This window comes from Bacillus sp. AFS098217 (assembly GCF_002551815.1).
Lineage (GTDB): Bacteria > Bacillota > Bacilli > Bacillales > Bacillaceae_G > Bacillus_A.
In genome coordinates this window covers 1-19,748 of sequence record NZ_NVPR01000059.1, presented here as the reverse complement: position 1 = coordinate 19,748, position 19,748 = coordinate 1, and the positions used below count along the sequence as shown (strand labels likewise).

Sequence of the window (19,748 nt, the reverse complement as noted above, 5' to 3'; positions counted from 1 at the left end):
TTTCCATATTCACTTTAGGTATACTAAGAAAAAACAGAGATGGGGGTTATAACATGCAATATGATATTATCGGGGATATTCATGGCTGCTTTGAAGAGTTTCAAACGTTAACAGAGCAGCTCGGCTATCATTGGGAAAGCGGACTTCCCGTTCATCCTGGGGGGCGACAACTTGCTTTCGTCGGTGACATTACAGATCGCGGTCCGCACTCCCTCAAAATGATTGAAATTGTATGGGAACTTATAATAAACCGAAAAGAAGCATACTATGCACCCGGGAATCATTGTAATAAGCTATACCGTTTTTTTATCGGACGTAACGTAACAATCGCACACGGATTAGAAACAACTGTCGCTGAATATGAATCATTACCTACCCGTGAGCAAAAAATCATACAAAAAAAGTTTATTGATCTATATGAACAGTCTCCTCTCTACCATATATTAGATAACGGCAAACTCATCGTTTGTCACGCTGGTATTCGCCAAGATTATATAGGCAGAACAGATAAGAAAGTCCAAACCTTTGTATTATACGGTGATATTACAGGGGAAAAACATCCTGATGGCTCTCCTGTCCGTCGTGATTGGGCAAAGTATTATGAAGGTAAAGCTTGGATTATATACGGACATACCCCTGTAGCAGAACCTCGATTTGTTAATCATACCGTAAATATTGATACAGGGGCTGTATTTGGAGGAAAACTAACAGGACTCAGCTATCCAGAGATGAAGACAATTTCAGTTCCCTCTTCGATGCCGTTTGTGCCTGAGAAATTTCGTCCTATTACATAATGCAAAATAAAGCTGCCCTCATACGCTGAAGGCAGCTTATTTCAATACTTCTTTCATATCTTCTGGCACATCTCTATGAAAAGTCATCTGTTTTTCTAAAATAGGATGATAAAACGTTAAACTTGTACTATGAAGCGCTTGTCGTTTTATTTGCGACGTACTCCCTCCATACAAGTCATCCCCTAACAGCGGATGCCCTACATATGCCATATGTACACGAATTTGATGCGTTCTTCCAGTGTCTAGCTGCAACGCTACACGCGTCTTGTTCGGGAAGCTCTCCATAACCTGAAAATGAGTAATTGCCTTTTGGCCACCCTCGCATACAATTCGTTCAATAATACTATCGTCTTTTCTTCCAATTGGTGCATCAATCGTACCCGATTCTTCCAGCATTTCTCCGTGAACAATCGCTTCATATGTTCGTTTCACTTGCTTTTGTTGATGTTGCTTTGATAAAAGGTGATGAATAAATCGGTTTTTCGCAATTAACATCAGTCCTGAAGTATCACGATCAAGCCTTGTTACAATATGTACCGTACTAGCAAGATTTTGTTTATCATAGTGATGCAGAAGCGCATTCGCAACACTTCCAGTCGGATGCTCCCTTGATGGAATGGTTGACATGTATGGTTCTTTATTGATTACAAGAACTGAATCATCTTCATATACGATAGACAGTGGAATATTTTCAGCTTGCATGCCTTCACTTCTTTCCTCAATCGGAAAAAACACTCGCAATTCTTCTCCAGCCTGTAATATGTGGCGAACCGTCGCATGCTTACCATCAACTTCAATTGCTCCGCCATGAAACTTTATATCAGTTAAAGCAGCTTTAGAAATCCCTTTCGTTTTTAAAAACTCCCGAATGAGCATTCCCTCTTCCGCCTCTGTTATATACCATTTTAGTGTAAATCCCTTCAAATGCATAAACCCTCTCTATTCATCCGCAACAAATGAATCACGAACTCGTTTCCAGAACGGGAAAGGACGGAAACGAACGAATCGCACTCTCTCGTTTGCAACGCGATACTGAATTGATTTCACATCTTGATGAACCATCGTTAAATGATCCACTGTAATTTGCAACTTCATTCCTGCAGTTGGTTTTAAAACACATGTATGATGCTTTGGTAAAACAAGCGGTGAGCCCACTGTACGGAATACACGGTTATTAATCGATGCCATTTCCGCAATTTGAATTGCCTCAATAGAAGGATGAATAATTGCCCCGCCAAGTGCCTTATTATAGGCTGTGCTTCCCGAAGGAGTAGAAATGCAAAGACCATCTCCGCGAAATGTTTCAAAATATTCCCCGCGAATTTCTACTTCTGTAACTAATGTACCTTCCGCACTTTTTACAGTTGCTTCGTTCATCGCTAAATACCTTGATTCTTTACTGCCATTCACATAGCGAATAATGACTTCTAAAAGCGGATATTCTACTACCTGAAATGGTGTCTTGGCAATCGCAATCACTAGCTTTTCTACTTCTGTAGGCAACCAATCTGCATAAAATCCTAAATGGCCAGTATGCACACCAACAAATGCAGTCTCATCTAATCGATTATAATAACGGTGAAACGCATATAAAAGCGTTCCATCTCCCCCAACAGAAATTACAATATCAGGTTCCGTTTCATCCATTGTAAATCCAAAATCCTGCAAATATTCCGTCATCGTACTCGCAAGCGCGTTTGATGATTGATCTCCCTTTGACATAATTGCAAATTTCATCGCCCAACACCCTTTAGTTTATAATTCGGATTCTTTCGCTTCTTGTTTGCGCGAAAAAACCTTTTGTGCTTCTTGAATTTCAAGACGAATCGAAGACATTTCTTCATCTAACAAAAATGCTGCTTCTGCCGCACGCTGAAGGCGTACTTTAATATCTTCTGGAAAACGCCCGCTATATTTGTAATTTAAAGAATGTTCAATTGTTGCCCAAAAATTCATTGCTAGCGTTCGAATTTGAATTTCAACTAGTACTTTTTTCTCTCCACAAATCGTTTGAACGGGATAACTAATTACAACATGATACGAACGATAACCACTTTCTTTCTTTTGCGTCACATAGTCTCGTTCTTCCACAATTTCAAAGTCATTCCGTTTTCGAAGATATTCGACAACAGGCTTAATCTCATCAACAAATTGGCACATCATCCGAAGACCAGCGATATCCTGCATTTCTTCTCCGAGCCGATCAAGCGGTACATTTCGCTTTTCCGCCTTATCAATAATACTTGCAACCGACTTCACCCTGCCTGTTACAAATTCAATCGGAGAGTGTTCTGTTAACATTGTAAACTGAGAACGCATTCCTTTTAGTTTCACTTTTAGCTCTGCCACCGCTTGGTGGTACGGCGCTAAAAATTCTTCCCAATTACGATTCATTTCAACCACCACCAAAATCAATCCATTTGCTTACAGAAATACTTTTTCTACTGCTGTCACAAGTTCTTCCCCGTAATTTGCATTACCTTCAATATTTTCAATTAAATATTCTACTTCTTCTTTTAATTGTTCTAACTCAATCTCAATATTATTTACGCGAACAAACATGACCTTTTCCTTTTTCATTGCATCATGCATTGCTTCCCAACATGTATGCGGAATACTTACATAAATGAAAGATGATTCATTTTCTAAGATATATAAAAATGATAAATGATCTGAGTCTACAAGTACGTGATTACGTGCTGTTAACTCCTCTACCTGTAATTCCGTATTTTCCGCACAAAAAATAAGAGCATTTTCTCTTTCTTCTACGCTCTTAACTTGAATTTTATTTTGCATACTCAAATTCCTCCATATCAGCTTCCTGTCTTACTTGGCACTATTATTGTATCATAACATGGGTGCAAACAAATAAAACATTGAACCAAATTTGTGAAAAAGCGATAATGTCTACAGAATTATTTTTAAAAAGGAGCTCATACAATGACACAAGAAATTGAAATTGAATTCAAAAATATGGTCACGCAAGAGGAATTTCAATCATTATGCAAAGCGTTTTCCATTCAATCATTTACAAAACAAGTAAATCATTATTTTGAAACTCCGCATTTTTCTTTAAAAAAGGCTGGCTCTGCTCTTCGTATTCGTCATAAAAACGGCGCTTATACACTAACTTTAAAACAACCAGCTGAAACTGGATTACTTGAGACGCATCAAACGCTAACAGAGCAAGAGGCGCATCTTATGATGGAAACCGCTCAAATTATTACAGGCCCTGTAGCAAAAGAGCTACATGAATTACAAATTCCCGTTTCTACTTTAGCTTATATGGGAAGCTTAACAACAGAAAGAGCAGAAATTCCTTTTAAAGGCGGAACACTTGTATTTGATCATAGTTTCTATTACAATCACGATGATTATGAACTTGAATACGAAGTACAAGACGAGCCGACAGGTAAAGCTGCTTTTCTTCACTTATTGAATCAATATCATATCCCTGTTCGGCATACAAAGAATAAAGTGCAACGCTTTTTTCTTGCAAAACAAAACAATGCACGCTAAAGTGAAACTTCCGGCAGTGAACGCTTTTTTCACTGCTGGTTCGTCTTCGCCAACTGACAGATTCTATTTCAGCATTTTAGAAGAAAATAGATCTGCTTAAGAAACATATAATGAGCAAAAGATTGGATGAAAGCTGTTTAGTTGCTCTTCATAACAATCCATTGCTACAATAGATATACACTTGATGGAAAAGGAGTTTATAAAGGATGAGCAAGCAACCGATGACACCATTTGAAGCAATTGGCGGTGAACAATGCATTGCAACATTAGTCGATACATTTTATTCCTATGTCAGTAAACACCCTGACTTATCTCCCATCTTCCCAGACGATTTAACAGAAACAGCCAGGAAACAGAAGCAATTTTTAACACAGTATTTAGGGGGACCAAGCTTATACACAGAAGAACACGGTCATCCTATGCTAAGAGCACGCCATCTCCCTTTTGAGATTACACCAAAGCGAGCAAAAGCCTGGTTAGCATGTATGGAGCAAGCTATGGAAGATACTGGAGTACACGGACACATTCGAGAATTTGTTTTTGAACGTTTAGCGTTAACTGCACAGCATATGGTCAATACTCCAAATGAAACAGGTGAAGCATAATGGATAAACAGGAAGCAAAGCATACGCACATGCCTTCTCTTTCCAAATGCGAACATAAATCTGTAGAAGCTTATTTGTTTATCGATCCACTTTGTAAAGACTGTTGGGACATCGAACCAGTCATCATTAAATTATGGCTCGAATACGGAAAATACTTTTCAATCCGACATATATTAACTGGCAAAGTGGATGGGGCCATTGCCTCCTCACACAAATGGAATAAACCTGCTAATATTCGATTTGTGTGGGAAAAAACAACAAGTTTGCACGGATTTTCATGTGATGGAAAGGTCAATATGCAAGATGCCTCATCTACACCGTACTTAGTTTCTATTGCAATTAAAGCGGCGGAGTTGCAAGGTCGAAAAGCAGGTTCGAGGTTTTTGCGAAAACTCCAAGAATACATTTTTCTTGAAAATGTATCCAAACCAGATGCAGAATTATTACTGTCATGTGCTGAGCAAAGTGGTATTGATATAGAAGAATTTAAAAAAGATCTGCATTCAATTAGTGCAAAAAAGGCATTCCAATGTGATTTGAAATTCACAAATGAAATGCATATTACCGAAATCCCTTCCCTTGTATTCTTTCATGCGAATTCAAATGAGGAAGGCATTAAAATCGCGGGAATTTATTCATATGATGTATATGTACAGTTATTAAAGGAACTTGTGAAGTGTGATATTGAGCCTGCTCCATTACCTCGGCTGGAGGTCTTACTAGAAATGGTCCAATTTATATCCTCTAAAGAACTTGCATTTATATATGGCTGTCCGCAACAAGAAATAGAACGAGAGCTAAAAAAATTGTCACTCAAAAGAAAAGTACGAATGATTGAGATGAAATGTGAACGGTATTGGAAATGGATTGCAAAAGAAAAAGACCTGGTGTAAAACACCAGGTCTTTTTCTTTACGGCTTATAAAAATATTAAAGGGGATGGGAGAAATTTTCACGTTCAAACAAAGGGGTATATGTTTGTATGTGAATTCGTTCACATCTATTATATTACAAGATTCGACGTCGAATGACAACACTTTTTGTCGAATTTCACACTTCTGTCACATTCTAAACGTTTTCATTTTTGAATATGATATATAGAGGAGGTTTATATATGAGAAAATTTCATATTCTACTGTTTATTTGTCTTCTGATTGGTTCGTTTTGTTTATATATTCTCTCTTTACTCAAAACCTTTCCTTTACTTATATCTCTTCCCCTTCTATTTGGAGCAATTATATTGATTATATCCTACCTGAACCACTATAAACGCTTTAAAGGTTTCTAAAAAAGGAAAATATCTCATAACCGTATATTTTAACTTTTTACCATCCTTTTTGAGAGAAATACTTAAAAAGGATGGTTCTTTTTATTTATCCCGCTATTTGCGGGCAGTAAGACCCCCACTTCAAAATTCAGTAAAAGCAAAGAAGTTAGGCGGGGGATCAACTGCCCGTAAAAGCCCGATTCGTTCAACTAACAATCAGTGGGGGATGAAGCCCCCCCCACTGATTAAAGTTTCACTTTATATCCAGGCTACATTCACACCCTTTCACGAAGAACCCCATTCTAAATCTTTTATGGATAATTCCTTTATTTTTTCTTTATCTATAGCTAAGCAACTCTTAAATTCTTCTAAAAAAGATTCATCCTTCTTGTCTTTTCTATAATATTTATTCATCAAATTTAGTATTCGATCAGGAAAACACTGATCGAATAGAAGTAATTCCTCCTCTTCTTCAGAAAAAGGACGAATACTTCTGTAGCATTGTAGTATCGATTGATATCTAGCCAAGCTCCAATTACCAAGTTTACAATCTATTCGGCTCATCATTTTCGATAACTCCTTCAATGGAAAAGAAATTTCTACATCATCAAGATCTATAATTTTCCAATTCCCCTCATTATCACTAAGAATATTATATTTTGCATAATCACCATGAATCAATACCGGATCCAAATCTGCTAATTTTAAAAGTTTATAATAGGATGTGTTCGGAAGTGTATTTATCACCCAATCACACCTTTTACGTAACCAAGAATAATAATCTAAGAAAACTTTTACTATTGGATCTTTTCTCGAACGCACTTTCTTATATATTTTATCCAACTGTTCAACTTTTCTTGAATACTCCTTCAACAAATCCAATTCTGTTTTCTTGATTGGTTTGCCTGCTGCTTGGAATCCTCTAGAAGCTTCATGAAATTGAGCTAATAAGACAGACATTTTCTCAATTGTTCCCGGAGTTCTGTAACTGATGGCTTCTCCATCAAACCATGGAAAGAGAACGAAAAATTTTTTTTTTGCTTCGGACAACAAAATCACCCTTTAATGTCGGAACAACAGGAATTACAGGAATTCCTTTACCTGAAAGAAACAGGGTTACATTCGAAATTTTTTGGGCCTTTTCAGCACTAACTAATTTTAATACAAATTTACCCTTCTTCCCCTCTACTTTCCACACACTCCTATCTTCTTTATTTCTAATTAGGGTACATTTTTGAGGACGTATCCCGTATTTTGAGAGTACTTCCAAAACCATTTTGTCCATGTCTATCCCTACCTTTGTTACAAGATTAAAAATATTCTTCTAGCTTTTCGATACAATTCTTCCAATTCAATGTGCTTTACTGATTCTAATCCTGCAACTCCCATTACACGTGCCAAATCGTGGTTTAAATAAAGTGTGTCGATAATCGTTGCAAACATTTCCGTGTCCTCCTGCAAAACCTAACCATGTAATTGATGTGCTACAAATTCCAATCTGAATCTACTACTCCCTTATCACGTGTGAATTATTAGTATAGTATGCTAAATTAAAATACATCGCTTGGACATATACTTGCAGTGAATATTTTTTTAAAATCAATTTTCTAATTATTTCTTAAGTGTATTTCGTAACATTCTCAACATATCCAAAAACAAGTTTTTTACTTTACAAAAAAGACCACAAGGAAATTTCCTTGTGGTCTTTCACTTAATTGTAATGAAGCAAATACCTCACTTATCTTCAAACAATAATGCTTCTAATTCATTTAACTTCTCTTCAAATACTTGTAACGCCTCTTTAACAGGCTCTGGTGATGCCATATCTACTCCTGCTTTTTTCAATACTTCAATTGGATAGTCAGAGCTTCCAGCTTTTAAGAATTCATTAATATAACGCTCTACCGCTGGTTTTCCTTCTTCTAAAATTTGTTTGGATAAAGCTGTTGCTGCACTAAATCCTGTTGCATACTGATATACATAGTAATTATAGTAGAAATGCGGAATGCGAGACCACTCTAAACCAATTTCTTTATCGATGACTAAAGCATCTCCAAAATATTTTTTATTTAAATCATAGTAAATTTCCGTTAACATATCTGGCGTTACTGCATGACCTTCTTGTACCTTTTTATGAATGATATGTTCAAATTCTGCAAACATTGTTTGACGGAATACAGTTCCACGGAATCCTTCTAAGTAATGATTTAATAAATATAAACGTTCTTTCTTATCTTCTGTCGTTTTTAATAAATAATCATTTAAAATTGCTTCGTTACAAGTAGATGCAACTTCGGCAACGAATATTGAATAGTCGCCATATACATGTGGTTGTGTCTTTCTTGTATAGTAGCTATGCACGGAATGACCAAACTCATGTGCAAGTGTAAATAGATTATTTACATTATCATGCCAGTTCATTAAAATATACGGATTTGTTCCATATGCACCAGATGAGTATGCCCCGCTGCGCTTCCCTTTATTTTCATATACATCTACCCAACGGTTTTCATACGCTTCCTTTAAAATCTCAACATACTCGTCACCAAGGACGTTTAAAGATTTCAATAAAATGTCTTGTGCCTCTTCATATTTCACATTCATTTTCACTTCTGGTACAAGTGGTGTATATAAGTCATACATATGCAATTCATCAAGCCCTAATGCACGTTTACGAATGTCAATGTAACGATGCAATAAATGTAAGTTCTCATTTACTGTCTCGACAAGTTGATCATATACCGCTTCAGGGATGTTATTATTACTTAATGCAGCTTGGCGTGCAGAATCATATTTACGAACGCGTGCATTGAAGTTATTACGTTTTACTGCACCACTTAATGTGCTTGCAAATGTATTTTTGTATTTTCCATATGTCTCAAAGACAGCATGAAACGCATCATGACGAACACGGCGATCATCGCTTTCTAAAAATTGAATATAACGGCCATGTGTTACTTCTACTTCTTCCCCATTTTCATCTTTAATAGATGGGAATTTTAAATCTGCATTATTAAGCATACCAAATGTATTACTTGATGCACTCATCACTTCAGATGCTTCTGCTAATAATGATTCTTCTGCTTCTGACAACACATGCGGACGCTGACGTGTAATCTCTTCTAATGCATGCTCATATACACTCAGTTCTTTGTCCTCTTGTAAAAATGATTGTAACTTTTCTTCTGAAATTGTTAAGATTTCAGGAACGATATATGCCATGCTACTTGAAACTTGTGAATATAAGTTTGTTGCACGATCATTCAGTGCTTGATAAGTAGAATTTGTTGTATCTTGATCATAACGCATATGAGCATATGTATATAACTTTCCTAATCGCATTGAAATTTCATCTTCATGCTGTAATACTGCTAACAACGTATTCGCAGAATCACCAAGTTTCCCTCTAAATTCAGCTAATTTTGGCAATAGCTCCTTCACTGCTTGAAATTCTTTTTCCCACTCTTCATCCGTTTGAAAAATATCTTCCAAACGCCATGTGTTCATTTCTTCAATTTCACTACGATTTGGCAATGCTTTTACTGTATTTTGTCCAGGCATCAATAGACCCTCCCTTTAATCTTCTCTACTTAAGTACAATTCGATTCTTCTTATGTAAATCCTTCTAGGCACTCTTTTATTATATCCCCTTTTTCTTTTCTCATGTTATACTTTGTTTCAAATAGAGATAGTGCATGCGCTAAGCAAATTGCGTCATATTCTTTTATTTCCTCCTCTGTTTTTGACATAGTAAATTGCCTCACTTTTCGATACTTATACAGATCGACTTTTTCAATCATCCCTACTTTACATAAAAATGTTATATACTCTACGATTGCAAACTTCCATACATGTTGTGAAAAATACGGTAATATTCGCCGCTGCATGCTACGCCTTTTATTTACATAGTAAAAGACAGCGTGCAATGAAAAATATTCTCCAATTTTAAATTTGCCAATGAAGTCTAGACAAAGAAAAGCCTGCCATACAAAAGGATGTGTTTGAAATGCAAATGCAGATGGAAGTGGAACACCGATTTCAGAAGGAAAATTTGAAGGAGAAAGTCTGAACTGATATAAGAGGCGGAGCAATGATTTATGACTATAATTCCAGATTGGTAGGACATTCATTCGAAAGTGGTTCTTTTTATTTTGCCATTCTCGTTCCAAACGCTCTTTCTGAAAAGGAACCTGACAAAAAATATCTTCGAAAGTACTCGTACGTATCAGAAAATGAATGGTATGTGAGAAATGAACATTGGTAGAAAACGGGGTGAGAAATACACATTTCATAAATAACTTTTCATTTGGACAAAAAAATAGGAGTAGCGGCTGAGGATAAGATTGTATACAAAAAGAGTGAAGGGAGGATAATGAGGTCCAATAAGCAGAGTACCTTTTTAATTGATTACCACCTAATATCCAGATGATTTGTATTCCCGCTTTCCGGTATGAATAGGTTCTCTTTACTAATTGTTCAGTGGAGATTGACGCGCATTGATATTCAATCGCTATTCTTCTTCCCTTTATCTCCATAAAAATATCCGGTCTTTGACGAATCTCTGGAAGATAGTGCTCAATTTCCACATGAAACCCTTGCGATTTGAGCCATCTATATAACTGCTCTTTCCCGCGCATATGATAGGTAGATTCCGGTTCAGATGAAACGTAGCACTGATCCACTTTTTTATGAGCAAAGTGCCAAGTCTTCTGATTTCCTAACTTAAGCTGTACTTCTTTCCCGCAAACTAGACAAAAAAAACGTTCCTTCTTCCTCATCGTAAGTAATGTCTTCTTATCTCGATTGTAAAGAAGGTGCACCTTCTCACCATTCTCTCTCCTTGCAACAAACATACTATCACACCCTTTCTATATTTTTGGTATTCTACAATTTATTGCAAATTCCTTTCTACGCAAAAAAAGGATGCTTTTGTAAAAGCATCCTTTTCTCTATAATAAAGGTGATAATAAGCGATATGTTGATTCAACAATCCGTCTATGAAGGCGCCTTTTATGAAAGCGATCCACATGAATTTCACTTGATACTTGTAAATCATCTTCGAAATCTTTAACAAGTTTCCGAATACTATTTGTATCATATAAAAAGGCATTCACTTCAAAATTCAAATGAAAACTTCTCATATCCATATTCGCTGTCCCAATCGATGCTAAATCAGAATCGACAATTACGATTTTACTATGGAGAAAGCCTTTTTCATATTCATATATCTTTACACCTGCATCTAATAACTCCGGAAAATAAGATCTCGATGCATAAAAGACAGTTCGTTTATCAGGTTTACTAGGCATTAATAAACGAACATCAATGCCCGCAAGAGCTGCTACTTTTAATGCAGATAAAATATCATCATCTGGAATGAAATAAGGTGTAGCGATCCAAATTGATTTTCTTGCAGAAGCAATCATTGTAAAGTAAAGATGTTTAATTGTTTCCCATTTATTATCTGGTCCACCTGCAACAAGTTGCACACCGCCCCAATGATCCCCTTCTACTGGCTTTACTCGTAAATATTCAGGTGCTAACACAGCCTCACCCGTCATATAAAACCAATCTTGTACGAAAATTAATTGTAAACTTTGTACTGCTTCACCTCGTAAATATAAATGCGTATCTCGCCAAAACCCAAAATATTTATTTTCCCCTAAATATTCATCACCAATATTTAGCCCACCTACAAATCCTTCATTTCCATCAATGACAACGATTTTTCGGTGATTCCGATAATTAATTTTATCATTTAAGATTGGAAAACGTACTGGAAAAAACGGAATCATCTCTACACCAGCATCATTTAATTCATCGATATAAGCGTTTGAAAGCTTAAAACTCCCAACAGCATCATATAAAAAACGGACAATAACGCCTTCCTTAGCCTTTTGAATTAAAATATCTTTAATTTTTGTTCCAAGCTTATCATCACGTACAATATAATATTCCATATGAATATGATGCTTCGCCTTTTTCAACCCATCCAAAATCATTTGAAACGTTTCATCCCCATTTGTTAACACTTTTGTTTCGGTTTGAAACGAAATATTTAATGCTCCAAGTCGATCAGCTAACCGAAATAATAACTCCTGGTGTTTATGGTTTTGCAAGATGCGTTCCTGATAATCCTCATGTCCTTTGTACTGCAAGAAAGCTTGTTCATCCAAAAGCGCCTTCTTTTGAAACATTCGTTTTCTGCGAAAGTTTTGTCCAAATAATAAATAAGCAAAAAATCCAAATACAGGAAAAATACCTAACACAATTAACCATGTCAATGTTTTAGATGGATTTCGATTTTCCAAGAAAATAACACAACCAATTAAAAATGCAGAAACAGTAAATAGAATACTTAAAATACCTAAAAATGAAATGTTTTTTATGCCTATTACATCCGAATAAAATGCTACATCAATAATCATGCGTAGCGAAACAAACACTGCAAATAATCCTAAAAAGAAGAAAAGTAGCTTTAACGTATTTTTCATCTCTGCCCCCCTTATCCACAAAGCTTTTCTACCCCTTAATATGCCCATCATATAAAAAGCCGATTTCATACTATAGAAATCGGCCTACGTTTTAGAAGGAAAATGACTGCGAATCGTCTCAAGTGCATGTTCTTTAACAATCTGTTTACCGTACTCACTTACACGGTGAACCGTTAAAGTAGATTCTTCCCCATATTCTAAAATAATACTTAAAACACGGTCAATTTCTTCTTCATCGTGTAGCACTTCATCAAATTCAACATATACATAATAGCGGTCTTCAAACGAATATAATTCATCTTTTATATCTTCAAAGATAAGACGATGGCTTAATGAAATAACATCTTCAAAATCATCGAATTTAATTAAAAAGCCAAATGTTCCATCTTCGTTAAAGTTTGTCCCCGCTTCTTCCTCTAATTCTTGTTGAAACAAAGATTCAATATGCTCGTCTAGAGGAATATCGATAATTTTATCTAGACCTATTGGTAATTCTAATTTTTGTCCATCTTTTGAAAGCTGTGCTTTCGTTACAAGTACTTCAAGTCCTTTATCAAGTGCCTGCACTTGAATCCACAATGGTCCATCAATAAAGAAATCATCATGATCGCGTGCTTCATCCATCATTTCCCAAAATAATTGTTCACTTCGTTCGCGATTATACCAGATCTCTTCACGATTAAACCCTCTATCCTCTATATCAACGTACGTAATAAAAAACTTCATCGTATGATCATTAATTCTTTCAATATCCAAAATACAACTCTCCCTTCCTGCTTAGAATTGTTATGAAGGGATTCCCCACTCATATGACAAATCAATAGATTCTTGTACTTTCATTTTATGATAAGATTCTCCAGAATGGAAATAAAATCGTTTTATTTTATAAAAACAGTCACTCGCCCATATTTATATTAAACTAAACCATTACATCCACCCTCCATTAACAAAAAATTGGACATACATTTACCTATCACACCGTACAATGTAATACAGTAAAGTTTCCAGTAGTAGCGCTTACTATTCAAAAATAGCGGGATAAAGCTGATCAAACTTTTTCTTCCCATACATAATCGTTTATTAAAACAGAATAAATGGAGGCAAAATAATGGAGTTAGATTTTTTGACATCTATACTAATGATTGTCGGTATCGATGTTGTATTAGGTGGTGATAATGCAATTGTCATCGCACTTGCCAGTCGTAATCTACCCGAATCTAAACGAAATCAGGCCATCCTTATTGGTACTAGTTTAGCAATTGTACTGCGAATTCTGCTCACAATACTTGCCGTCTATTTGCTCGATATACCATTTTTGCAACTTATCGGAGGCATCTTGCTTACACTGATTGCTGTAAATTTACTGACCGATAATAACAATGATCTTTCTTCTATTCAAGCAAAAACAACATTATTTCAAGCAGTGCGTACAATCGTATTTGCCGATCTCGTTATGGGTTTTGATAATGTCCTTGCAATTGCTGGAGCAGCTCATGGAAATATTCCACTCGTAATTATTGGCTTATTAATTTCCATCCCCATTATTATTTGGGGTAGCAAACTCATTCTATTATTTATGGAACGATTCCCTTTTCTCATTTATTGCGGAGGTGCAATTTTAGCTTACACAGCAGGAAAAATGATTACGCACGAAACGAGACTTGCAACTTTTTTCAATCATAATCCTACTTTTACAGCAAGTATTCCCTTCCTCTTCATTTTTACAGTATTATGTGTCGGCTTTATTGTTCAACATGTAAAACTGCGTAATATGAACCATTGATACATGTAGTATATAAATACAAATTGAAGCACCAACATAAACCCTTTCTTTTTAGGTAGGAAAGAGCATCCAGCCATGCATAGAAGCGGTCAGACCCTCTTCCTGCCCCACGCCAAGTTAAAACAAAGAGAGAGAACGAGCGCAGGTCACTTTTTGTTCTTCATAGCCGTGACTTATATGTTGGAAAATCAAAATGGATATATATAACTGAAATTATGCGAAAACCTTCTACTTATTATGATAGTAGAAGGTTTTCGCATACATAACTTTATTATTAATTTACAAGACGCTGTGCTTCACGTAGTTGAAATGTTCTTACTGTACGTGGTAAGAAGCGACGAATTTCGTCTTCATTATAACCAACTTGAAGGCGTTTTTCATCAATCATAATAGGACGACGTAAAATGCCTGGATAGTCACGAATCATCTTATATAAATCTTGAAGTGGTAAAGATTCTAAGTTAACATTTAATTCTTGGAAAACTTTCGAACGAGTAGAAATAATCTCATCCGTTCCGCTTTCTGTCATGCGTAAAATTTCTTTAATTTCCTCAATCGTTAATGGATCTGAGAAAATATTACGTTCTGTATAGGGAATATGATTTTCCTCTAGCCATAATTTCGCCTTTCTACAAGACGTACAACTTGGAGAACTATATAGTGTTACCATACAAGACTCACTCTCCTTAAAGAGTACAAATTCTGTACTAATTACAGTTTAAATTTCTATGTTCCAGCAATTCTCCACTATAACTTGTCTTACAAGAAAATAAAAAATCGCTTTACATGTAAGCAACAACTGAATAAGCAATTTTTAACAAACAACAATTACTTTAAATAAGTAACTTCTATAGTCATTATACAATAGATTTACCAAGAAATATACAGTAAATTTCCTTCCTAATCAGAAAATCCCTCTTCAAATTCAAGCCGATTCTTAGCATGCTTACATTCGATTTACACACGCAAAGAAACGAATTCTCTAGTCCTTGATATGTGCTGTCAAAGCGTTTTTCAACCTTTTTAGAAATTGATTTCCTTCCTATTCATAAGAAAACCTACCTGTTTGAAAGCTAACATTTCCTTACCTTTTTTCGGTAAAATGATGGTAAAATGTAAGACTTGGAGATATACAAAAAGAACATTCGTTCTTATTCATTCTATCAAATCTCATAATTACTGTCTAGCATATTTCTAGTCAAAATGAATATTTTTCTGATATTTCTTTCTTTTTTTACTTTTTTCTCATACAATAAAAGTACAGACAGGCAAAGGGGGAATTTACATATGATTGCTTTTTTTATTGATTTTGCAATTGTGGCGGCCCTTGTCATCGGGATCACAGCATTCATTGGCGTCATTACAAATAGCATCGGTGAAAAACTCTTTGGCGGGAAAGAAAAAATGAAGTTTGTTAATAAAAGCTCCGACATACAATCTGGTTGGAAACAAGTTGGAGGTAAAGGAGTTTATAAAAAACGTACGTATTAAAAAGAAGCAGGCAATCGCCTGCTTCTTTTTGCATTATTCCCCTACAGATGCCCATTTAAAGCTTAAATCGCCACCGTATTTATGGAAGTATAAATCTTTAATTGATTCTCTTTGTAAGTATGCTCTACTACGTTGATATACTGGAGCAATTGCCGCATCGTCAAGCAACATTTTCTCTGCTTCGAGTAAATTTTTCCAACGTGCATTTACATCGCTACCATCTTTCTTCGCTTTCATAATAATTTCATCATATTTCGGATTAGAATATCCCATTTTATTTTGCGCGCCACCTGTTACAAACATATCAAGGTATGTAATTGGATCTGGGAAATCTGCACTCCATGCAGAGAATGACATGACATAGTCACCTGCATCTTCTAATTTTAATTTTTGCGCAAATGGCTGTTGTTTAATTTTCACTGTTAAACCTGGTAAGTTCTTTTCTAGCTCACCTTTTAAATACTCACCTGTCTTTTTGGATAATTCTACGTCTTCATTTAACAACTCTAACTCAATTTCATTTTTACCAAGTTCTTTTTTCCCAGCTTCCCAATATTTTTTCGCTTCTTTTATGTTCGGTTTCACAAGATCTCCATTTTCAACTCGGAAATCCTTTTTATCAGGACCGAACATAAATTTACCTGGAATTAATCCGGTTGCTGGAATAGATCCATTATTTAAAAGTGTATCAACAAGTGGTTTTCGTTCAAAACCAAGTGAAATTGCCTTACGAATATTTTTATTTGCTAACGCTGGATCCTTTTCATTTAAACGAAGGAAAAATACTGATGTTTCGTCTAATGTTATAAAATCTGGTTTCCCTTTATATTTATCGATAAATTCTGCTAATAATGTTGCACGATCGATCGCTTTTGTTTCATATAAATTAATTGGAGTAGCTGTATCTTTTACAATATTGAAGTTCACTTCTTCCAGCTTCACTACTTTATTATCCCAATATGATGGATTCTTTTTAATCTGGAAGTTTCTCTCGTGTTTCCACTCACTAAGTACGAATGGTCCATTGTAAAGTGTTGTATTTGCTTCTAATCCAAACTTGTTCCCTTGCTCTTTTACATATTTTTCATTTACAGGGTAAAATAACGGATACACCATTAAATCTACAAAATACGGGATAGAATTATCTAATTCTACTTCTAACGTATAGTCGTCAGTCGCTTTTACACCCAATTGATCTGGTGCCATCTCTCTCTTATTAATTTTCTCTGCATTTTTGATATCATACATCATGTATGCTGATTTTGCAGCTGTATCAGGATTGATCGCTCTCTTCCATGCATACTCAAAATCCTTTGCTGTCACAGGATCACCATTTGACCATTTTGCATCTTCACGTAACTTAAAAGTATACTTCTTACCATCTTCTGACTTCTTATATTCCTTCGCTACTCCCGGAACTAATTTATCATCTTTTCCAAGACGATATAATCCTTCCATCGTATTATTCATGGCTCTTGAAGAAACCGAATCAGCTGATAACGCTGGATCCATCGTTGGAATTTCTTGTGTTTCAACTAAATTTAATACTTGTTTCGCATTACTTTTACCGCTTTCCCCTTTTGCTTTCGCTTGCGATTCGTCTTTTTGATAGCTACATGCCCCTAATAACATGCTCATTGCTAATGTTGATGCTACAAAAACTGGTACCTTCTTCTTCATCCTTCCATCCCCCTAAAAAATGTTAGCCCTTTCATTTCCAAACAAAAAGAAATGTATATATCTTCTAATAATTCATATTATACACATAAATGTGTTTTTTGTATATTTCTTTTTCTATCTTATTAAAATTTTCTGTTAACATTGCGTTTTTCGCAAACGCTTTATATCGCCTTTTTACCTGTGTGAAATGCATAAATTAACCGTTTTTCAAAAAATATAAATTATCAGAATATAACAAATGTTATATTCTATAATATTTTTGGATAATTATACTTTTTTCTTTCTCTGTTCTCTATATAACCTAGACCCCCTATCGAATTTACATGTCACACACTATATATCCATTTTGATTTTCCAACATATAAGTCGCGGCTATGAAGAACAAACAGTGACCGCTACTTATTTTCTCTCTTTATTTTCACTTGGCATGGGGCAGGAAAAGGATCTGACTTCTATGCATGGCTGGATTCTCTCTCCCACCTAAAAAGAAAGGTTTTATGTCTATTTTTCAATTTGTACTTATATAGAAAAAATCCCATTATGTTTTCTTTACAAATACTTTATGATCTGCGCTGCAAAATGAATGCAAGTGTCAATAAAGTATGATAAGATACACTTTGCTTAAAAATGATGTTAGTAAAGAGGGGGATGGGATGACAGCCATTCATTCACAAAACAGGAAAGAAGAAAAGTTAAATTTATTCTTCTTAACATGGCCTATTTTTTTAGAAGTTTTTCTTTTTATGTTAATGGGGATCGCTGACACTTTTATGCTAAGTGCATTATCAGATGATGCAGTATCGGGTGTTGGCGCAGCGAATCAATATCTCCACATTGCAATATTAGTGCTAGAAGTAATCGGAAATGGTGCTGCAATTGTTGTATCTCAGTATCTCGGTTCCAAACGATACATGGAAGCGTCAAAAATATCAGCATTAGCAGTTACCTTAAATTTAGGGGTCGGCCTTATTATAAGTACCGTTTTTCTTTTATTTTCAAAAAATATGATGGCCACAATGAATTTACAAGGCGATGTCTTAGCTTACGCACAAAATTATTTATCGATTGTCGGAGGAGCAATCTTTCTTCAAGCTATTATCAATTCACTAGCTGCAATTATTCGTGTTCATGGATTTACAAAACAAGCGATGTTTATTTCACTAGGAATGAATATCCTTCACATTGCCGGAAACTATATGCTTATTTTCGGAAAGTTTGGCATGCCTGAACTCGGTGTGCAAGGGGCTGCTATTTCCTCTGCATTCAGTCGATTTATCGCACTCATTGTTTTCTTCTGGTTACTCTATCGCGTCATGGAATACCGCGTAAAATTAACATACTACTTTACCTTATCAAAGGAATATATAGGGAAAATCTTAAAAATCGGTATTCCCTCTGCATTTGAGCAAGTTATGTACCAGGCATGTCAAATCGTCTTCTTATACTACGCGACATACTTAGGTGCAGAGTCATTAGCAGCAAGACAATACGCCACAAACATTTCGATGTTTACGTATTTATTTGCGATCGCTATTGGAATGGGAACAGCCATTATCGTCGGTCGTTTAGTTGGCGGAAATGAAAAAGATGAAGCCTATATACGCGTGTGGAAAAGTGTAAAGTGGGCTATCGGTGTTACGTTATGTATGGTCATTCTTGTCATAACATTTCGCATTCAGTTAATGGAATTATTTACAGATAATCCTCATATCATCGCTCTAGGAGCATCCGTTCTTTTATTAAGCCTTATATTAGAAACGGGACGAACGATGAATATTGTCATCATCAATTCACTCCGTGCAGCAGGTGATGCAAAATACCCTGTCCTAATTGGAGCATTCTCGATGGTACTCATGAGTTTACCGCTCGGCTACTTTTTTGTGTTTTATTTACACATGGGATTGCCTGGTATTTGGCTAGCTATTGCCATCGATGAGTGGACGCGTGCAATTATTATGTTCTTCCGCTGGAAAAGCAGAGCATGGGAAAATTACGCTCTTGTTAAACCGGAGATTTCTGAAGAGTCAGCACCGGTTCAAGCCTAATATAAATCGTATACACTACTTTTATAAATTTATTTTGATTTTCTAGCGTACAAATGAATCAATTTCATAAT

20 protein-coding genes are annotated in these 19,748 nt (G+C 35.6%); 7 read left to right on the top strand and 13 right to left on the bottom strand.

Features of this window, described 5'->3' with window-relative positions; translation table 11 throughout:
* The first annotated feature begins 53 nt into the window (after nt 1-53).
* A complete protein-coding gene (gene prpE / locus COO03_RS16425) occupies nt 54-794 on the top strand; it encodes a bis(5'-nucleosyl)-tetraphosphatase PrpE (protein ID WP_097898187.1) in 741 nt (246 codons plus the stop codon).
* Nucleotides 795-830: 36 nt separating this feature from the next.
* On the opposite strand, the gene COO03_RS16420 is transcribed toward prpE, so the two are convergent.
* Genes COO03_RS16420 through COO03_RS16405 form a run of 4 tightly spaced genes read right to left on the bottom strand, consistent with a single transcriptional unit; the run spans nt 831 to nt 3,590 of the window.
* Nucleotides 831-1,718 carry an RluA family pseudouridine synthase gene (locus tag COO03_RS16420; protein WP_097898201.1) on the bottom strand — a complete coding sequence of 296 codons (888 nt, stop codon included), beginning with the start codon at nt 1,716-1,718 and terminating at the stop codon, nt 831-833.
* A 15-nt stretch (nt 1,719-1,733) separates the two neighbouring features.
* Complete coding sequence (locus COO03_RS16415) at nt 1,734-2,531, bottom strand: NAD kinase (RefSeq protein ID WP_097898186.1); 798 nt, start codon at nt 2,529-2,531, stop codon at nt 1,734-1,736.
* A gap of 18 nt (nt 2,532-2,549) precedes the next feature.
* On the bottom strand, nt 2,550-3,188 hold the full coding sequence (locus COO03_RS16410; RefSeq protein WP_097898185.1) for a GTP pyrophosphokinase: 639 nt from the start codon (nt 3,186-3,188) through the stop codon (nt 2,550-2,552).
* A gap of 30 nt (nt 3,189-3,218) precedes the next feature.
* Nucleotides 3,219-3,590 carry a hypothetical protein gene (locus tag COO03_RS16405; RefSeq protein ID WP_097898184.1) on the bottom strand — a complete coding sequence of 124 codons (372 nt, stop codon included), beginning with the start codon at nt 3,588-3,590 and terminating at the stop codon, nt 3,219-3,221.
* Between the two features lie 144 nt (nt 3,591-3,734).
* Here COO03_RS16405 and COO03_RS16400 point away from each other — a divergent pair, with 144 nt between their 5' ends.
* The 3 genes from COO03_RS16400 (at nt 3,735) to COO03_RS16390 (ending at nt 5,811) form a co-directional block, all read left to right on the top strand.
* Nucleotides 3,735-4,313 carry a CYTH domain-containing protein gene (locus COO03_RS16400; RefSeq protein ID WP_097898183.1) on the top strand — a complete coding sequence of 193 codons (579 nt, stop codon included), beginning with the start codon at nt 3,735-3,737 and terminating at the stop codon, nt 4,311-4,313.
* Nucleotides 4,314-4,519: 206 nt separating this feature from the next.
* Complete coding sequence (locus COO03_RS16395) at nt 4,520-4,918, top strand: globin domain-containing protein (RefSeq protein WP_097898182.1); 399 nt, start codon at nt 4,520-4,522, stop codon at nt 4,916-4,918.
* Nucleotides 4,918-5,811: a ClpXP adapter SpxH family protein gene (locus tag COO03_RS16390; RefSeq protein WP_097898181.1), complete on the top strand. Its 894-nt coding sequence runs from the start codon at nt 4,918-4,920 to the stop codon at nt 5,809-5,811. Before COO03_RS16395 ends, COO03_RS16390 begins: the two co-directional genes overlap by 1 nt.
* A gap of 658 nt (nt 5,812-6,469) precedes the next feature.
* On the opposite strand, the gene COO03_RS16380 is transcribed toward COO03_RS16390, so the two are convergent.
* From COO03_RS16380 to mecA, 7 genes are all read right to left on the bottom strand, one after another.
* Nucleotides 6,470-7,234 carry a phosphotransferase gene (locus COO03_RS16380; RefSeq protein WP_170958123.1) on the bottom strand — a complete coding sequence of 255 codons (765 nt, stop codon included), beginning with the start codon at nt 7,232-7,234 and terminating at the stop codon, nt 6,470-6,472.
* Nucleotides 7,188-7,469 carry a hypothetical protein gene (locus COO03_RS16375; RefSeq protein ID WP_097898178.1) on the bottom strand — a complete coding sequence of 94 codons (282 nt, stop codon included), beginning with the start codon at nt 7,467-7,469 and terminating at the stop codon, nt 7,188-7,190. The genes COO03_RS16380 and COO03_RS16375 overlap by 47 nt, the downstream gene beginning before the upstream one ends.
* A gap of 17 nt (nt 7,470-7,486) precedes the next feature.
* Complete coding sequence (locus tag COO03_RS27120) at nt 7,487-7,627, bottom strand: hypothetical protein (RefSeq protein WP_154724632.1); 141 nt, start codon at nt 7,625-7,627, stop codon at nt 7,487-7,489.
* A 291-nt stretch (nt 7,628-7,918) separates the two neighbouring features.
* Nucleotides 7,919-9,745, bottom strand: a complete 1,827-nt coding sequence (gene pepF / locus COO03_RS16370; RefSeq protein ID WP_097898177.1) for an oligoendopeptidase F — start codon at nt 9,743-9,745, stop codon at nt 7,919-7,921.
* Nucleotides 9,746-9,795: 50 nt separating this feature from the next.
* On the bottom strand, nt 9,796-11,037 hold the full coding sequence (locus tag COO03_RS16365) for a competence protein CoiA (RefSeq protein ID WP_097898176.1): 1,242 nt from the start codon (nt 11,035-11,037) through the stop codon (nt 9,796-9,798).
* Between the two features lie 96 nt (nt 11,038-11,133).
* A complete protein-coding gene (gene cls, locus COO03_RS16360; RefSeq protein ID WP_097898175.1) occupies nt 11,134-12,678 on the bottom strand; it encodes a cardiolipin synthase in 1,545 nt (514 codons plus the stop codon).
* An 84-nt stretch (nt 12,679-12,762) separates the two neighbouring features.
* Nucleotides 12,763-13,434 carry an adaptor protein MecA gene (gene mecA, locus COO03_RS16355; protein WP_097898174.1) on the bottom strand — a complete coding sequence of 224 codons (672 nt, stop codon included), beginning with the start codon at nt 13,432-13,434 and terminating at the stop codon, nt 12,763-12,765.
* Between the two features lie 352 nt (nt 13,435-13,786).
* Between mecA and COO03_RS16350 the strand changes: the two genes are divergently transcribed.
* The gene (locus COO03_RS16350; protein ID WP_097898173.1) at nt 13,787-14,461 is read left to right on the top strand and encodes a TerC family protein; all 675 of its coding nucleotides are present in this window, start codon (nt 13,787-13,789) and stop codon (nt 14,459-14,461) included.
* Between the two features lie 274 nt (nt 14,462-14,735).
* Here the strand turns inward: COO03_RS16350 and spx are convergent, their stop codons facing one another.
* Nucleotides 14,736-15,131 carry a transcriptional regulator Spx gene (spx, locus tag COO03_RS16345; RefSeq protein ID WP_000258267.1) on the bottom strand — a complete coding sequence of 132 codons (396 nt, stop codon included), beginning with the start codon at nt 15,129-15,131 and terminating at the stop codon, nt 14,736-14,738.
* Nucleotides 15,132-15,748: 617 nt separating this feature from the next.
* Here spx and COO03_RS16335 point away from each other — a divergent pair.
* On the top strand, nt 15,749-15,952 hold the full coding sequence (locus COO03_RS16335) for a hypothetical protein (RefSeq protein ID WP_097898172.1): 204 nt from the start codon (nt 15,749-15,751) through the stop codon (nt 15,950-15,952).
* 33 nt (nt 15,953-15,985) lie between these two features.
* On the opposite strand, the gene COO03_RS16330 is transcribed toward COO03_RS16335, so the two are convergent.
* Entirely contained in the window at nt 15,986-17,632 is a 1,647-nt protein-coding gene (locus COO03_RS16330; RefSeq protein WP_097898171.1) for a peptide ABC transporter substrate-binding protein, read from the bottom strand.
* Nucleotides 17,633-18,234: 602 nt separating this feature from the next.
* On the opposite strand from COO03_RS16330, the gene COO03_RS16325 reads away from it, so the two are divergent.
* The gene (locus COO03_RS16325; RefSeq protein ID WP_097898170.1) at nt 18,235-19,677 is read left to right on the top strand and encodes an MATE family efflux transporter; all 1,443 of its coding nucleotides are present in this window, start codon (nt 18,235-18,237) and stop codon (nt 19,675-19,677) included.
* Nucleotides 19,678-19,748: the final 71 nt, after the last annotated feature.

What these genes read in the sequence shown, in the direction of transcription:
- prpE (WP_097898187.1), top strand. Translation starts at nt 54, where the DNA reads ATGCAATATGATATTATCGGGGATATTCATGGCTGCTTTGAAGAGTTT.
- COO03_RS16415 (WP_097898186.1), bottom strand. Translation starts at nt 2,531, where the DNA reads ATGAAATTTGCAATTATGTCAAAGGGAGATCAATCATCAAACGCGCTT.
- COO03_RS16410 (WP_097898185.1), bottom strand. Translation starts at nt 3,188, where the DNA reads ATGAATCGTAATTGGGAAGAATTTTTAGCGCCGTACCACCAAGCGGTG.
- COO03_RS16405 (WP_097898184.1), bottom strand. Translation starts at nt 3,590, where the DNA reads ATGCAAAATAAAATTCAAGTTAAGAGCGTAGAAGAAAGAGAAAATGCT.
- COO03_RS16400 (WP_097898183.1), top strand. Translation starts at nt 3,735, where the DNA reads ATGACACAAGAAATTGAAATTGAATTCAAAAATATGGTCACGCAAGAG.
- COO03_RS16395 (WP_097898182.1), top strand. Translation starts at nt 4,520, where the DNA reads ATGAGCAAGCAACCGATGACACCATTTGAAGCAATTGGCGGTGAACAA.
- COO03_RS16390 (WP_097898181.1), top strand. Translation starts at nt 4,918, where the DNA reads ATGGATAAACAGGAAGCAAAGCATACGCACATGCCTTCTCTTTCCAAA.
- COO03_RS16375 (WP_097898178.1), bottom strand. Translation starts at nt 7,469, where the DNA reads ATGGACAAAATGGTTTTGGAAGTACTCTCAAAATACGGGATACGTCCT.
- COO03_RS27120 (WP_154724632.1), bottom strand. Translation starts at nt 7,627, where the DNA reads ATGTTTGCAACGATTATCGACACACTTTATTTAAACCACGATTTGGCA.
- pepF (WP_097898177.1), bottom strand. Translation starts at nt 9,745, where the DNA reads ATGCCTGGACAAAATACAGTAAAAGCATTGCCAAATCGTAGTGAAATT.
- COO03_RS16365 (WP_097898176.1), bottom strand. Translation starts at nt 11,037, where the DNA reads ATGTTTGTTGCAAGGAGAGAGAATGGTGAGAAGGTGCACCTTCTTTAC.
- cls (WP_097898175.1), bottom strand. Translation starts at nt 12,678, where the DNA reads ATGAAAAATACGTTAAAGCTACTTTTCTTCTTTTTAGGATTATTTGCA.
- COO03_RS16350 (WP_097898173.1), top strand. Translation starts at nt 13,787, where the DNA reads ATGGAGTTAGATTTTTTGACATCTATACTAATGATTGTCGGTATCGAT.
- spx (WP_000258267.1), bottom strand. Translation starts at nt 15,131, where the DNA reads ATGGTAACACTATATAGTTCTCCAAGTTGTACGTCTTGTAGAAAGGCG.
- COO03_RS16335 (WP_097898172.1), top strand. Translation starts at nt 15,749, where the DNA reads ATGATTGCTTTTTTTATTGATTTTGCAATTGTGGCGGCCCTTGTCATC.
- COO03_RS16330 (WP_097898171.1), bottom strand. Translation starts at nt 17,632, where the DNA reads ATGAAGAAGAAGGTACCAGTTTTTGTAGCATCAACATTAGCAATGAGC.
- COO03_RS16325 (WP_097898170.1), top strand. Translation starts at nt 18,235, where the DNA reads ATGATAAGATACACTTTGCTTAAAAATGATGTTAGTAAAGAGGGGGAT.